Genomic DNA, 13,762 nt, shown 5'->3' on the forward strand with positions numbered 1-13,762 from the left:
AACGCGACGGGGGTGCGAAATGCGGGTTGCGTCGATCATGGTCATGGCGGTGCTGGCCGGCTCCGTCTCGGCTGCGGCGGCCGACGTTGCGGATAGGGTCGTCGTCCACAAGGAACGGCGGCTCTTGCAGCTCTTCCACGGTGGCCAGTTGATCCGCGAATATGCGGTCGCGCTCGGCGGAAACCCCGTTGGTCACAAGCGGCAGGAAGGCGACGAGAGGACGCCGGAAGGGCTCTATCTCCTCGATTGGCGCAATCCGGGAAGCGGCTACTACAAGTCCATCCACGTCTCCTATCCGGCGCCGGAAGATACCAAGGCCGCGGTCGCAAATGGGGTCGATCCCGGCGGCATGATCATGATCCATGGCCAGCCCAATTATTTCGGTTGGCTGGCGTTTTTGACGCAGCGCTTCGATTGGACGAATGGCTGCATTGCCGTTACCAATGCCGAAATGGAAGAAATCTGGACGATGGTCCCCAACAACACGCCAATCGAGATCAAGCCGTGAGCGAAGATAAGGCACATTTCCCGCCGGTGGACCCGGTGATGACAGGGATCAAGGGGCTTTGCCCGCGCTGCGGCCAGGGCAGGCTGTTCGACGGCTTCCTCAAGGTCAAACCGGCCTGCACAAGCTGCGACCTGGACTATCGCTTTGCCGATGCCGGCGATGGCCCGGTGGTCTTTGTCATCCTGATCGTCGGCTTCGTCGTCGTTGGCGCGGCGCTTTGGGCGGAGGTCAACTTCAACCCACCGCTGTGGCTGCATTTCCTGTTGTGGATCCCGCTCGCGACCATCCTCAGCCTCGGGCTGACACGCATTCTGAAGGGCGTCCTGATCAACCTGCAGTACCGCAACAATGCGCGCCCGGGCGAAATCGACCGTGGCTGAGATCGAAGTCAAGAAGCGCGGCCTCCTCGGACGCCTCGGCGCCTTCCTATTGCTCGCCGTCGCCTTCGCCATCCTTATCTCGCTCGGCACCTGGCAGATGCAGCGGCTGCACTGGAAGGAAGGCCTGCTGACCGCGATCCAGGAGCGTCGGTCGGCGCCTCCGGTGTCGCTTGGCGACATCGAGAAGATGCTCGCAGATGGGGTGGACATCGATTACCGCACCGTCACGGTTACAGGCACCTTCGATCACAGCAAGGAGCGGCATTTCTTCGCGACCTTTAACGGCCGCACCGGCTATTACGTCTTCACGCCACTGACGCTCGACGATGGCCGCGTGCTCTTCGTCAATCGCGGCTTCGTGCCCTTCGAACAGAAAGAATCGTCGACCCGTCTCGCGGGCGAGCTTCCGGCCTTCGTAGGTGTCCACGGTCTTGCAAGACCGAAGCTCACCGAAAAGCCGTCGTCGCTCGTTCCGGACAATGATCTCGCCAAGAACATCTTCTACTGGAAGGATCTCGACACGATGGCGTCGTCGGTCGGGCTTCCGGCCGACAAGGTGCTGCCGCTGTTCGTCGATGCCGATGCGACACTCAACCCTGGCGGTCTGCCGATCGGCGGCGTTACCCAGTTCGACCTGCCCAACAACCATCTGCAATACGCCCTGACTTGGTATGGGCTGGCGGCAGCTTTGGTGCTGGTCAGCGGCATTTACGTGGCGCGCCGCGGGCGATAGCCCGGACGGCGCCGCCGTGCTAACCCTGCTGAAGGGATCGACAGCGGGGAACAAGGATGGCGATTATCGCGAACACTCTGATTGCGTTGACGGGTTTGCTGCATGTCGGCTTTCTCGTGCTCGAGATGTTCCTGTGGACAGGACCTCGGGGGAGGGCTGTCTTCCGCATGACACCGGAGCAAGCGGAGACAACACGCGTCCTTGCGGCGAACCAGGGTCTCTACAATGGTTTTCTCGCGGCCGGCCTGTTCTGGTCGTTGATCCAGTCGGAACCGTCCTTTGCCTTCGAGCTGAAGGTGTTCTTCCTTGTGTGCGTGATCGTTGCCGCTATATATGGCGCGTGGTCGGTCAAGCCGCGCATCCTCTTAATCCAGGGCGGCCCGGCGATCGCAGCGCTTGTTTTCCTTCTATTGGCATTCTGATCCATGGCATCATCAGCGGCAGCAAAATCCCCGATCACCATTCGCCTCTGCGGGCCGCGCGGTTTTTGCGCCGGCGTCGACCGGGCGATCCAGATCGTCGTCCTGGCGCTGAAGGAGTTCGGCGCGCCCGTCTATGTCCGCCACGAGATCGTGCACAATCGCTATGTCGTCGAGGGCCTTGAGGCCAAGGGCGCGATCTTCGTCGAAGAGCTCGACGAGATCCCGCCGGAGCACCGCAAGCAGCCGGTGGTCTTCTCGGCCCATGGCGTGCCGAAATCGGTGCCCGCGGATGCTGACGCCCGCAATCTCTTCTATCTCGACGCCACCTGCCCGCTGGTCTCCAAGGTCCACAAGCAGGCGATGCGCCATCACCGCCTCGGTCGGCACGTCGTGCTGATCGGCCATGCCGGTCATCCGGAGGTGATCGGCACCATGGGGCAGTTGCCGGAAGGCGCCGTGTCGCTCGTCGAAACGGTCGAAGATGCCGACGTCTACCAGCCGCCGGACCCGGACAATCTCGGCTTCGTCACCCAGACGACGCTGTCGGTCGACGATACGGCCGGCGTCATCAAGCGGCTGCACGAGCGCTTTCCGAACCTGACGGCGCCTGCTGCAGATTCGATCTGTTACGCCACCACCAACCGTCAGGAGGCGGTGAAGCAGGCAGCGCCGGGCTGCGACCTGTTCCTCGTCGTCGGCGCGCCCAACTCTTCCAATTCCAAGCGACTGGTCGAAGTGGCGCTGCGGGCCGGCGCGAAGAAGTCCGTGCTGGTGCAGCGTGCATCGGAAATCGACTGGGATGCGATGGGCGATATCTCGACGGTAGGTCTGTCGGCCGGCGCCTCGGCGCCCGAAGTGATCGTCAACGAGATCATCGAGGCATTCCGCGAACGTTACGACGCGAAGGTGGAACTTGCCGATACGGTCGAGGAAAACGAAAACTTCCTCGTCAACCGCGAGATCCGCCATGTGCCGCTGACATCAGCCGATATGGCCTTCGTCAACGGCGAATAATCACATTTCTTGCCCGCATTTCTTGAGAGTGGAAGCCCTTGGCAGTTTACACCGATATCACGGAAGACGATCTCTCCCGTTTTCTCACCGCCTATGACGTCGGCCAGCTGACCTCCTACAAGGGGATCGCCGAGGGCGTCGAGAATTCCAATTTCCTGATGCACACGACCAAGGGCTCCTACATTCTCACGCTTTACGAAAAGCGGGTGAACGCCGATGACCTGCCATTCTTCCTGGGATTGATGCACCATCTGGCCGACCGCGGCCTGTCCTGCCCGCTACCGCTGCCGCGGGCCGATGGCAAGCTGCTCGGTGAGCTCTCCGGCCGCCCCGCCGCCGTCATCTCCTTCCTCGAGGGCATGTGGCTGAGGAAGCCCGAGGCAAAACACTGCCACGAGGTCGGCAAGGCGCTTGCCGCCATGCATCTTGCCGGCGAAGGCTTCGCGCTGAAGCGCACCAATGCGCTTTCGGTTGGCGGCTGGCGGCCACTCTGGGTCAATTCCGAGGCGCGCGCCGACGAGGTGCAGTCGGGTCTCAAGGACGAGATATCGGCGGAACTCGAGCATCTGGAACGTCATTGGCCGCAGTCCTTGCCGGATGGCGTCATCCACGCCGATCTCTTCCCGGACAATGTCTTCTTCCTCGGCGACCAGCTTTCCGGCCTGATCGACTTCTACTTCGCCTGCAACGACTATCTCGCCTATGACGTTGCCGTTTGCCTGAATTCCTGGTGCTTCGAGAAAAACGGCTCCTACAACATCACCAAGGGCATGGCGATGCTTTCGGGCTACGAGAGCGTGCGCAAGCTGACGCCGGCGGAGGTCGACGCCCTGCCGCTGCTCTGCCGCGGCTCGGCGCTGCGCTTCTTCCTGACGCGGCTCTATGATTGGCTGATGACGCCTGCCGGCGCGCTCGTGGTCAAGAAAGATCCGCTCGAATATCTGACGAAGATCCGCTTCCACCGCGCCATCGCTTCGAGCGCTGAATACGGCCTGAGACGCGAAGAGGGCCGGGCATGAAACACGTCGACATCTTCACGGACGGCGCCTGCTCCGGCAATCCGGGGCCGGGCGGCTGGGGCGCCGTGCTGCGCTACGGCGAGGTGGAAAAGGAACTCTCCGGCGGCGAAGCCGAGACAACCAACAACCGCATGGAATTGTTGGCGGCGATCTCGGCGCTCGATGCGCTGAAGAGCGCCTGCGAGGTCGATCTGCATACCGACAGCAAATATGTGATGGACGGCATCTCCAAGTGGATCCACGGCTGGAAGAAGAACGGCTGGAAAACCGCGGACAAGAAGCCGGTGAAGAATGGCGAACTCTGGCAGGCGCTGGACGAAGCCAACCGCCGACACAAGGTGACCTGGCATTGGGTCAAGGGCCACGCCGGCCATCCGGAAAACGAGCGCGCCGACGAGCTCGCCCGCAAGGGCATGGAACCCTACAAGAAGGGGCGCCGTCCGGACTCTCTTCTCGTGAAATGAAAAACGGGCCCGTTGAGGCCCGTTTCCATTTGCACATACTTCTGCGCTCAGAGCTGCTCGAGCATCGCCGCAGCGCCGGAAACGGTCGCCTGTCCCGGGCTTTCTTCGAGATTGAGCGACTTCACCACGCCGTCTTCCACCAGCATCGAATAGCGCTTCGAGCGGACGCCAAGCGTGCCGGCCGACAGGTCGATGTCCATGCCGAGTGCCTTGGTGAAAGCGGCGTTCCAGTCGGAAAGGAAGTGGATTTTGCCCATGCCGCCGGATGCGGTTGCCCAGGCACCCATCACATGCAGGTCGTTGACCGAGACGACGGCGATATCGTCGATGCCGCGGGCAAGGATCGCGTCGCGGTTTTCGAGGTAACCTGGCAGATGGTTGAGCGAGCAGGTGGGCGTGAAGGCACCTGGAACGGCGAAGAGCACGACGCGCTTGCCCGCGAAGAGCTGATCGGTGGTGACCTCCACCGGACCGTCGGCGGTTTTTTCCTTGAAGGTTGCGGCTGGCAGTTTGTCTCCGACGGCAATGGTCACGGCACTCTCCTTGCGTTGCTTGCGTCTTCGCTTCTCCGCACTCGTCGGAGAACTCGGCGGACTATAGATGCGGCCTAGTCAAAGGCAAGGGTCGTCTCCATGCTGCGGCCCTTGGCCCGTATGGTGACAACGATCGGCTTGCCCTTGAGTTCCCTGTCCTTGCCGGAGAGGCGAACCGGGACGGCTGCGCTGAGGCCCGCCTCGCCCTCGATCGCGATCTCGGGCTTGCCGAAAGAAACGCCGGAGGGGCCGGCCAAGAACAGCTCCGGATGGTCCGCGCCATCAGGCAAGTGCACGGAGAGGTGCAGCACGGTTTTTTCCGCATCATAGCGGCTCGCCGTGACGGCAAAGTCCTTGGACGGCGCTTCCGGCAGGGCGGCAACGGCGTCATCGATGCGCGCGCTGTCGAGCGGATTGTCGAAGTCGCCCTGCTTCAGCGCCAGCGTCAACTCGCCCTGGACCGGGATGCAGATGTCTTCGCAGATGCCGAGAAACACCGAGGCGCGAATGGTCACGTCGCCCGTGCCCTGGACGCGCTTCAGCGTCAGCGGGAAAGCGACCGACTTGTCGTAGCCGACGTAGCGCACCACGCCATCGTCGAACGTCTTCGGCACGGGGAAGCCGACCTTCTCGAGTACGACGCCGCTCGCCGGATCGATCGTCACCTGCGGAGGGATGCCGCTTGCGCCGGGCTCGCGCCAATAGGTCTTCCAGCCAGCGTTAAGCTTGACTTCGAGCGTTGCGGGGATCGTACCATCCTGCCTGGGTTGGGCTGCGACGAGGCGGATCATGCCGCCTGGAGAGGTCACCCAGTCGCTGGTGGCCGCCTGTGCAGCGACGGTAAGAAAAAAAGCGGCGATGAGGCTTGCCGCGCCAATGAACTGGGCCATGTTCTGATGTGTGGAGCGCTGGATCATGTCGGAAGCAATATCGCTTTTGCCGATGCTGCTCCAGACGCTGCGAAGAGAGCAACGATCATAATCGCTTGATCGGACACGGCGAAGTGAACGTCGTGCGTGCAATATTTCCCGGCCGCGACGCTGAGGCGCTTTTCATTTCGCGGTGAATTGGTAGGCTGTTCCCATGATGTCGACTCCGATGGCGCAGAAGAGACGGGAGCGAGGTTTCCTTGACGGTCAATTCCTGATCGCCATGCCGGGAATGTTTGATGCCAATTTCGCCCGCACGGTCATCTTCATCTGTGCTCATTCAGACGACGGCGCCATGGGCTTCGTGCTCAATCGGCCTCAACAACTGACCTTTCCGGACGTGTTGCTCCACCTCGATATTCTCGACGAGGAAGAGGCGATCCGGCTTCCGCAGATGACACGGGATTTCCAGATTCAGGCCGGTGGGCCGGTCGAGACTGGGCGCGGCTTTGTGCTGCATTCCGACGACTATCTGAGCGATTCCAGCATTCCGGTCAGCGATGACATCTGCCTGACGGCAACGCTCGATATCGTCCGCGCCATTTCGCGCGGGGAGGGGCCAGTCAGGGCGACGATGATGCTCGGCTATGCCGGCTGGGGTCCGGGGCAACTCGAGGCGGAAATCACCCAGAACGGCTGGCTCACGAGCCCGGCACGCGAGGAACTGATCTTCGACAAGGCGCTGGACGACAAATACGACCGGGCGCTGGCGCTGATGGGCGTGTCGGCCGCGATGCTCTCGGTGGACGCAGGCCACGCCTGATCGCCGTCTTAGCCGGCGTTCTTCAATCATTCATGTTGAAATGAAAAGCCCGCCGGGCTGTAGCCGACGGGCTTATGGCGATGTGCGCGCTGAGCGGCGTCGTGTTGCCGAACTCACGCCCGCTTCATCAGCGGAAAGCGCTCCTTCAACAGTCGCTGGATCGATTCCGAGCCGATCGGCGGGCCGAAGAGGAAGCTCTGGCCGTAGTCGCAGCCCATCTGTGAAAGCTGGATTGCATCGTCTTCGGATTCGATACCCTCGGCCACCACCTGCATGTCGAGCTCACGCGCCATGGTGATCACCGAGCGCAGCAGGATGCCGCGTTTGTCGCTCGGGTCGCGCACCAGCGCCTTGTCGATCTTGATCGTGTCGAAGGGGAAGCGGGTGAGGTAGGAAAGCGACGAATGGCCGGTACCGAAGTCGTCGAGTGCCAGTTTCAATCCGGCTTCCTTCAGCTTTTCGAGGACGAGACGGGCTTGCTCGGGATTTTCCATCACGAGCGATTCCGTCAGTTCCATCTTCACTTTACCCGGATCGCAGCGGTTTTTGGTGAGAATTGCGCGGACGTCGTCATAGAGCTCGTTGTTGAGCAGCTGCGCGCTCGAAAGGTTGATCGAGACGAAGATCGGCAGGTCGCCGGTCTGGACTTGCCATTCCGTCAGATCGCTCGTTGCCTTGTCGAAGGCGAACATGCCGAGCTGGTTGATGAGGTCGGAATTCTCGGCAATCGGAATGAACTCGGTCGGCGAGATGTTGCCGCGCTTCGGATGATCCCAGCGCATCAGCGCTTCGAAACCGGCGATCTCCGCATCATTCAGCCGGACGATCGGCTGATAGACCAGCGAGAGCTCCTTGCGTTCGATCGCCCGCTTGAGATCGGCTTCGAGCTGAAGCCGGTCCGATCCAGAAGTACGGAAAGCAGGGCGGAAGGGCTCGACACGGTTGCCGCCTTCCTTCTTTGCCCGGAACATGGCGAGCTCGGCATCGTCGAGCAGGCCTGCTGCGCTTTGCTCCTGGTCGAGCCAGGAGACGAGGCCGATCGAAGCCGTCAGGTTGATTTCGCGGTTGCCGTAGTTGAGCGGCACCATGATCGCCTTGCTCACCGCGTCGGCGAAATCCGCGACCTTGGCGGGATCGCGCTCCGACATCAGGATCAGGCCGAACTGGTCGCCGCCGAGGCGGGCAAGCGTGTCCTGCGGGCGCAGGAGCCGCCGCAACCGTCGCGTCAAGGCGATCAGGATGTTGTCGCCGGCGGCGATGCCCAGGAGATCATTGACCTGCTTGTAGCGGTCGATGTCGATTGCGAGCACCGTCGGGCGCACCGAATTGCTGCCGTCGGCCATCAGCAGGATCGCCTGCAGCCGGTCGAGGAAGACCTGGCGGTTCGGAAGGCCGGTCAGATTGTCGAGCAGCGCGTTGTGCAGCAGACGCTCCACGGAATTGCGCTGTTCGGTGATGTCGATGATAGTGCCGACACAGCGGATGATTTCGCCGTTGGCGCCGAGCACTGGCCGGGCGCGAATGGAAAGCCAGTGATAGTGGCCGTCCTCGGCGCGCACGCGGAATTCATGATTGAGCTTGCCCCGGCGGCGCTCCAGAAGCACGTCGAGCGTCGCCCGGAAGCGGTCGCGGTCATCAGGGTGGAGCCGCGGCAACCAGTTGCGCAAGGGGCCGTGCATGCTGCCGAGCGACAAGCCGAGCTGCGTCGAGATATCGGGCATGGTCACCACGCGGTCGCGGGCGACGTCCCAGTCCCAGACGGTGTCGCCGGAGCCGGTGAGCGCGAGCGACTGGCGTTCGAGATCCGAGAACAGGCCCTGCTGGTAGCCGCTGCCGGCAACCGCATGCTGCATGACGGTGAAGCCGATCAGGAGCACGATGAGGACGAGACCGCCGCCGAGCGCCGGCTGCACGATGTCGTTGGCGAGCTGGCCGGTGACGGTCAGCCACGCGCCGAAGAGCCAGACGAGTATGAGCAGCCAGGCCGGCACCAGAAGGATTGCGCGGTCGTAGCGGTTGAAGCCGAGATAGGCGATCAACACGATCCCGACGGTTGCCGTCAGCGCAAAGGAAAGGCGGGCGATGCCGGACGCAATTGCCGGATCATAGACGGCGACGCCGAAAAGCAGGCCGAGGCCCAGGATCCAGGCGAGTGTGGCGTAACCCAGATGCTGGTGCCAGCGGTTGAGATTGAGATAGGTGAACAGGAAGATCACGAGGCCCGCCGCGAGGAAGACCTCGGTGCCCGCTCGCCATATTCGTTCGTCGCCTGCGGTGACGCTGATGAGCTTCGACAGGAAGCCGAAATCGACGCAGATATAGGCGAGAACCGCCCAGGCGAGCGCCGCCGTTGCCGGCAGCATCGAGGTTCCCTTGACGACGAAAAGAATGGTCAGGAACACCGCGAGCAGGCCGGCAATGCCAAGCACGATGCCGCGGTAGAGTGTGAAGGCGTTGACCGTGTCTTTGTAGGAGTCCGGCTCCCACAGATAGATTTGTGGCAGCTCCGGCGTCGCGAGTTCGGCGACGAAGGTGATGATGACGCCCGGCGCCAGCGTGATACGGAAGACGTCCGCCTCGTCGCTCGGCTCGCGGCTGAGCGCGAAGCCTTCGCTGGGTGTAATCGAAAGGATGCGCTTGGAGCCGAGATCCGGCCAGAAGAGCTTGGAATTCACCAGCCGGAAATGCGGCGCCACGATCACGCGGTCGAGCGGTTCGGCCGAAACGTTGGCGAGCGCGAACACCGCCCAGTCGCCCTGATGGTCTTCGCTGCTGGAGCGCACTTCGATGCGGCGCACGATGCCGTCGGTTCCGGGCGCGGTCGAGACCTGGAAGGCCTCGTTACGGCCGCTGTAGATCTCGGTCGTTGCCGTCAGGTCGAGCGCGGTGTCCTCGCGCGAAATCTTCACCGGCTCCAGAGCCTGGGCCGCACCGCCGAGCGCGCAGAAAAACGTCGTGAGCGCAATTAGAAACGCTGCCAGCTTCGAGGCTGACCAAGCGAAGGGCGAGCGGGCTAGAGGCATCAAAGGGGCATATTCCTGTTCGGTAGGGCATCGTCGGACAGGAGAGAAAAGAGCACGTGGTCTCGCCACTGGCCATTGATTCTCAAGTACTGTCTTAAGTAGCCTTCACGCTCAAAACCGGCCTTTTCAAGGAGCCGGATGCTTCTTGAGTTGTCCGGAATACAGGCTGCTTCAATACGGTGCAACTCAAGGGTCGAAAAGATGTAGGGAATAGCGAGCCTCAGGGCCGCGTACATATGGCCCTTGCCGGCGTGGCGCGCGCCCATCCAGTAGCCGATCATGCAGTTTTGCCCGGCGCCGCGGCGGATGTGGCCGATGGTCAGCCCCCCGAGCAGCGTCTCGTCTGGCTTGTGGAAAAGAAACATCGGCACGGCCTGGCCGGACGAATATTCCTGTTCGTTGCGGATGACCCGGCTGCGAAAGGAACTCTCTGTCATCTCGTCAGTACGCCAGGATGGTTCCCAAGGCTCCAGGAAGGCGCGGCTCTCGCTTCTGAGCTGGTACCATTGACGATAATCGGCATAGCGCGGGAGCCGCAGCAGATAATTCTGGTCGGCAATTTCGATCGCCTCCGGCTGCCGCGACAGGAACCGAAAAACCGATCGTGTCATAGCTGCCTCCGAGGCCGTCCAGTTTGCGTGCGGGGACCTTTTATCATCCGCCCGGCAGCGCGCCTTTGCGCTGTCCAAACCGAAACGTTGCACAACTTTGCGCGCAAATCGAATCCGAATTTGCGAAAAGGCGCAAAGACTTCACCATTTGGATATGGTGTTTGCGTCCTCGGCGGCCCGGGGCAATTTCAGGAAAAGTGGCAAACGCTTTCCGCCAGGAGTTGCCTACAGCGCCGCGCGTCTTGTCAGACGCGCAAAGGTCGCTGTAGCACTTTGATTTTCTGCATGTCTTTGTCCTTAAGTCGAGGTCGATTTAAGGAGACATGCGGTCGCCTCGAAAAGGCAAGATCATTTCACGGTTTCGATGAAACCATGAAATGATCTGGGCCTGTTTAGCTGGCGACGGCGTGCGGTACGGCGGCCTTGCCGGTCAATGTCGACAGGATGTCGCCCATCGGGGCAAGCTGCTCCAGCGGGCCGATCGCCGAGAGCGTCGGCGTCGTATCGAAGAACAGCCGGCCGGCAAGATCGGTCAGGCGTTCGATGGTAATGCCGGACAGGCGCTCCATCAGTTCTTCGTTGGGGATCGGGCGGCCGTAGAGCATCATCTGGCGGGCGATCTGGCCGGCGCGGGCGGCCGGGCTTTCCTGGCCCATCAGCAATTGTGCACGGATCTGGGCGCGGGCCCGCTCGATTTCCTGCTGCTCGATGTTCATCGAGGACTTGCGCAGTTCGTCGACGATGACGGGCATCAGTTCCGGCAGGTTCTCGCCGCCGGTTGCCGCGTGCACACCGAAGATACCGGTGTCGGAAAAGCCCCAATGGAAGGCATAGACCGAATAACAGAGGCCGCGATGTTCGCGCACTTCCTGGAAGAGGCGGGAGGACATGCCGCCGCCGAGGATGTTGGCGAGGATCTGCGAGCAATAGAAGTCGCGGGCGTGATAGGCCTTGCCTTCGAAGCCGAGCAGGACCTGCGCGTCCATCAGGTCGCGCGTCTCGCGGCTTTCTCCGCCGGTGTAGCGGGCGGTTTCGAGCACCGGGGTCGCGATCGGCGTGCGCGGCAGCGAGGAGAAGCGTTCCTCGACCTGGCGAACGAACGCGTCGTGTTCGACGGCGCCGGCGGCGACCACGAACATGCGGTCGGTCGTGTAATTGCGGCCGAGATAGTGGCGGATCTGGCCGGCGGAAAACGACATGACCGTCTCGGGGGTGCCGAGGATCGGACGTCCGACGGTCTGGTTGCGATAGGCGGTCTCGGCGAAGCGGTCGAAGACCACGTCATCCGGCGTGTCGTCGGCAGCGCCGATTTCCTGCAGGATCACCTGCTTCTCGCGCCGCAGCTCCTCGTCGTCGAAAGTGGATTCGGTGAGGATGTCGGCGAGAATGTCGACCGCCAGCGGTACATGGTCCTTGAGGACGCGCGCATAGTAGGACGTCGTCTCGGTCGACGTGGCGGCGTTGACTTCGCCGCCGACATTTTCGATTTCTTCGGCAATCTGGCGGGCGGTGCGCCGCGCGGTGCCCTTGAAAGCCATGTGCTCCAGCAGGTGGGCAATGCCATGTTCGCCCAGGGTTTCATTACGCGAACCGGACTTGATCCACACCCCGAGCGCCACGCTTTCGAGATGCGGCATCTGCTCGGTTACCACCGTCAACCCGGAAGGGAGCCGGGTGCACTCAACTTTCATCATACGTTTCTTCTCGTTCTTACCCCCGGAGACGGGTGCGCTCGCCGATAAAGGTCTCGACGCTCTTCAGGTCCGCATCCAGGATATCGAAACGCTCCTCCCTGTTCATCAGGTCAGCAAGCCACGTCGGAAGCGCCGGGTCAATACCACTGGCCGATTTTACCGCGTCCGGGAATTTCGCCGGATGGGCGGTGGCGAGCGTCACCATGGGAGCAGACGGCTTCTCGTACTTCTCGGCAACGAAGACGCCGACAGCGCTGTGGGGATCAAGAAGATAGCCGGCTTCTTCCAGCGTCTTGGCGATCGTCTTGTCCACTTCCTTCTCCGAGGCGCGGCCGGCGCGGAATTCCTTGCGGATGGCCTTCAGCGCCTTATCGCGAATGGTGAAGGAACCGGACTGCTTGAGGCCGTCCATTGCCGCGCGCACTTCGCCCGGATCACGGTCGCTCACCTCGAACAGAAGCCGTTCGAAGTTCGACGAGATCTGGATGTCCATCGACGGTGCAGTGGTCGCCTTGACGTCGCGCATCTCGTAGCGCCCGGTCTTCAGCGTGCGGGCGAGGATGTCGTTTTCGTTGGTGGCGATCACCAGCTTGTCGATCGGCAGGCCCATGCGCTTGGCGACGTAACCGGCGAAGATGTCGCCGAAGTTGCCGGTGGGCACCGTGAAGGAGATCTTGCGATCCGGCCCGCCGAGCGCGACCGAAGTGGTGAAATAATAGACGATCTGGGCCATGATGCGCGCCCAGTTGATCGAGTTGACACCCGAAAGCTTGACGCGATCGCGGAAGGCTCCGTCGTTGAACATGGCTTTGACGAGGTTCTGGCAATCGTCGAAGTTGCCCTTGACGGCAATGGCGTGAACGTTTGATGCCTGCGACGTCGTCATCTGTCGCTGCTGCACCGGCGAAACCTTGCCGTGCGGGAAGAGGATGAAGATGTCGGTGCGTTCGCGGCCGGCGAAGGCGTCGATCGCCGCACCGCCGGTGTCGCCCGAGGTCGCGCCGACGATGGTGGCGCGCTCGTCGCGCTCGGCCAGCACATAGTCCATTAGCCGCGCAAGCAGTTGCATCGCCACGTCCTTGAAGGCGAGCGTCGAGCCGTGGAACAGCTCCATGACAAAGGCATTCGGGCCGGTCTGGACGAGCGGAGCCACGGCCGGGTGGCGGAAGGTGGCGTAGGCTTCGTCGATCATTTCGCGGAACTTGGCCGCCGGGATCTCGCCGTTGGTGAAGGGCTCGAGGACGGCGAACGCGATCTCCTGATAGGATTTGCCGCGCAAGCCGCGGATTTCCTTCTTGGAAAACTTCGGCCATTCTTTGGGGAGATAAAGACCGCCATCGCGCGCAAGACCGGCAAGCAGCGCGTCGCAGAAGCCGAGAGGAGCGGATTCGCCGCGCGTCGAGATATACTTCACCATGATTGTCCTTCGTCCCACCTGCCGATCGCGACGACCCTAGAAAGCGGCGCCGCGGTTTGCCCGTCTTATTGCGTCAGTCCTTGACAAAGTCTGCATCTATTCTTGTCACCGACGCAATTTCCGACCGTAGATCAGGTTTCGGAAAATTCGGAAGGGACACGCCGACCCAATCGATTTTTCAGTTTGTCGCTGCTATAGACGATGCCCGAAGGCCATGAAAGGTCTTCCGGCCGAGATTTCGGTCAAGGAGTT

14 protein-coding genes are annotated in these 13,762 nt (G+C 62.0%); 8 read left to right on the top strand and 6 right to left on the bottom strand.

Annotation, left to right across the window (positions count from 1 at the left end; genetic code table 11):
- Nucleotides 1-19: 19 nt before the first annotated feature.
- From BLU35_RS02600 to rnhA, 7 genes are read left to right on the top strand one after another with little or no spacing between them, the layout of a single operon-like run.
- The gene (locus tag BLU35_RS02600) at nt 20-508 is read left to right on the top strand and encodes a L,D-transpeptidase family protein (protein ID WP_057250679.1); all 489 of its coding nucleotides are present in this window, start codon (nt 20-22) and stop codon (nt 506-508) included.
- A complete protein-coding gene (locus BLU35_RS02605; protein ID WP_057250677.1) occupies nt 505-888 on the top strand; it encodes a DUF983 domain-containing protein in 384 nt (127 codons plus the stop codon). The genes BLU35_RS02600 and BLU35_RS02605 overlap by 4 nt, the downstream gene beginning before the upstream one ends.
- On the top strand, nt 857-1,621 hold the full coding sequence (locus BLU35_RS02610; RefSeq protein WP_057250675.1) for an SURF1 family protein: 765 nt from the start codon (nt 857-859) through the stop codon (nt 1,619-1,621). The genes BLU35_RS02605 and BLU35_RS02610 overlap by 32 nt, the downstream gene beginning before the upstream one ends.
- 56 nt (nt 1,622-1,677) lie before the next feature.
- On the top strand, nt 1,678-2,043 hold the full coding sequence (locus BLU35_RS02615; protein ID WP_058320379.1) for a DUF1304 domain-containing protein: 366 nt from the start codon (nt 1,678-1,680) through the stop codon (nt 2,041-2,043).
- A 3-nt stretch (nt 2,044-2,046) separates the two neighbouring features.
- Nucleotides 2,047-3,057, top strand: coding sequence for a 4-hydroxy-3-methylbut-2-enyl diphosphate reductase (ispH, locus tag BLU35_RS02620; RefSeq protein WP_057250671.1), 1,011 nt, complete (start codon nt 2,047-2,049; stop codon nt 3,055-3,057).
- 38 nt (nt 3,058-3,095) lie between these two features.
- A complete protein-coding gene (locus BLU35_RS02625; protein WP_057250669.1) occupies nt 3,096-4,076 on the top strand; it encodes a homoserine kinase in 981 nt (326 codons plus the stop codon).
- A complete protein-coding gene (gene rnhA, locus BLU35_RS02630) occupies nt 4,073-4,540 on the top strand; it encodes a ribonuclease HI (protein ID WP_057250667.1) in 468 nt (155 codons plus the stop codon). The genes BLU35_RS02625 and rnhA overlap by 4 nt, the downstream gene beginning before the upstream one ends.
- A gap of 47 nt (nt 4,541-4,587) precedes the next feature.
- Here rnhA and BLU35_RS02635 read toward each other — a convergent pair whose 3' ends face one another.
- Nucleotides 4,588-5,073 (bottom strand): peroxiredoxin, encoded by a 486-nt coding sequence (locus BLU35_RS02635; RefSeq protein ID WP_057250664.1) that lies wholly within the window; start codon nt 5,071-5,073, stop codon nt 4,588-4,590.
- Between the two features lie 74 nt (nt 5,074-5,147).
- On the bottom strand, nt 5,148-5,990 hold the full coding sequence (locus BLU35_RS02640; RefSeq protein WP_093232073.1) for a protein-disulfide reductase DsbD domain-containing protein: 843 nt from the start codon (nt 5,988-5,990) through the stop codon (nt 5,148-5,150).
- Nucleotides 5,991-6,159: 169 nt separating this feature from the next.
- Here BLU35_RS02640 and BLU35_RS02645 point away from each other — a divergent pair, with 169 nt between their 5' ends.
- Nucleotides 6,160-6,765 (top strand): YqgE/AlgH family protein, encoded by a 606-nt coding sequence (locus tag BLU35_RS02645; protein ID WP_057251089.1) that lies wholly within the window; start codon nt 6,160-6,162, stop codon nt 6,763-6,765.
- Between the two features lie 113 nt (nt 6,766-6,878).
- Here the strand turns inward: BLU35_RS02645 and BLU35_RS02650 are convergent, their stop codons facing one another.
- The 4 genes from BLU35_RS02650 to thrC all read right to left on the bottom strand — a co-directional run bounded on the left by BLU35_RS02650 (nt 6,879) and on the right by thrC (nt 13,510).
- Nucleotides 6,879-9,788 (bottom strand): EAL domain-containing protein, encoded by a 2,910-nt coding sequence (locus tag BLU35_RS02650; protein ID WP_093232074.1) that lies wholly within the window; start codon nt 9,786-9,788, stop codon nt 6,879-6,881.
- Complete coding sequence (locus tag BLU35_RS02655; protein WP_093232075.1) at nt 9,788-10,399, bottom strand: GNAT family N-acetyltransferase; 612 nt, start codon at nt 10,397-10,399, stop codon at nt 9,788-9,790. The genes BLU35_RS02650 and BLU35_RS02655 overlap by 1 nt, the downstream gene beginning before the upstream one ends.
- A 392-nt stretch (nt 10,400-10,791) precedes the next feature.
- Nucleotides 10,792-12,093, bottom strand: coding sequence for a M16 family metallopeptidase (locus BLU35_RS02665; protein WP_093232076.1), 1,302 nt, complete (start codon nt 12,091-12,093; stop codon nt 10,792-10,794).
- Nucleotides 12,094-12,109: 16 nt separating this feature from the next.
- Nucleotides 12,110-13,510, bottom strand: a complete 1,401-nt coding sequence (gene thrC / locus BLU35_RS02670; protein ID WP_093232077.1) for a threonine synthase — start codon at nt 13,508-13,510, stop codon at nt 12,110-12,112.
- Between the last annotated feature and the right edge of the window lie 252 nt (nt 13,511-13,762).

Origin of the sequence: Sinorhizobium sp. NFACC03, assembly GCF_900103435.1 — a bacterium.
Classification (GTDB): domain Bacteria; phylum Pseudomonadota; class Alphaproteobacteria; order Rhizobiales; family Rhizobiaceae; genus Ensifer.

What these genes read in the sequence shown, in the direction of transcription:
- BLU35_RS02615 (WP_058320379.1), top strand. Translation starts at nt 1,678, where the DNA reads ATGGCGATTATCGCGAACACTCTGATTGCGTTGACGGGTTTGCTGCAT.
- BLU35_RS02600 (WP_057250679.1), top strand. Translation starts at nt 20, where the DNA reads ATGCGGGTTGCGTCGATCATGGTCATGGCGGTGCTGGCCGGCTCCGTC.
- ispH (WP_057250671.1), top strand. Translation starts at nt 2,047, where the DNA reads ATGGCATCATCAGCGGCAGCAAAATCCCCGATCACCATTCGCCTCTGC.
- BLU35_RS02640 (WP_093232073.1), bottom strand. Translation starts at nt 5,990, where the DNA reads ATGATCCAGCGCTCCACACATCAGAACATGGCCCAGTTCATTGGCGCG.
- BLU35_RS02610 (WP_057250675.1), top strand. Translation starts at nt 857, where the DNA reads ATGCGCGCCCGGGCGAAATCGACCGTGGCTGAGATCGAAGTCAAGAAG.
- BLU35_RS02645 (WP_057251089.1), top strand. Translation starts at nt 6,160, where the DNA reads ATGTCGACTCCGATGGCGCAGAAGAGACGGGAGCGAGGTTTCCTTGAC.
- BLU35_RS02665 (WP_093232076.1), bottom strand. Translation starts at nt 12,093, where the DNA reads ATGATGAAAGTTGAGTGCACCCGGCTCCCTTCCGGGTTGACGGTGGTA.
- rnhA (WP_057250667.1), top strand. Translation starts at nt 4,073, where the DNA reads ATGAAACACGTCGACATCTTCACGGACGGCGCCTGCTCCGGCAATCCG.
- thrC (WP_093232077.1), bottom strand. Translation starts at nt 13,510, where the DNA reads ATGGTGAAGTATATCTCGACGCGCGGCGAATCCGCTCCTCTCGGCTTC.
- BLU35_RS02655 (WP_093232075.1), bottom strand. Translation starts at nt 10,399, where the DNA reads ATGACACGATCGGTTTTTCGGTTCCTGTCGCGGCAGCCGGAGGCGATC.
- BLU35_RS02650 (WP_093232074.1), bottom strand. Translation starts at nt 9,788, where the DNA reads ATGCCTCTAGCCCGCTCGCCCTTCGCTTGGTCAGCCTCGAAGCTGGCA.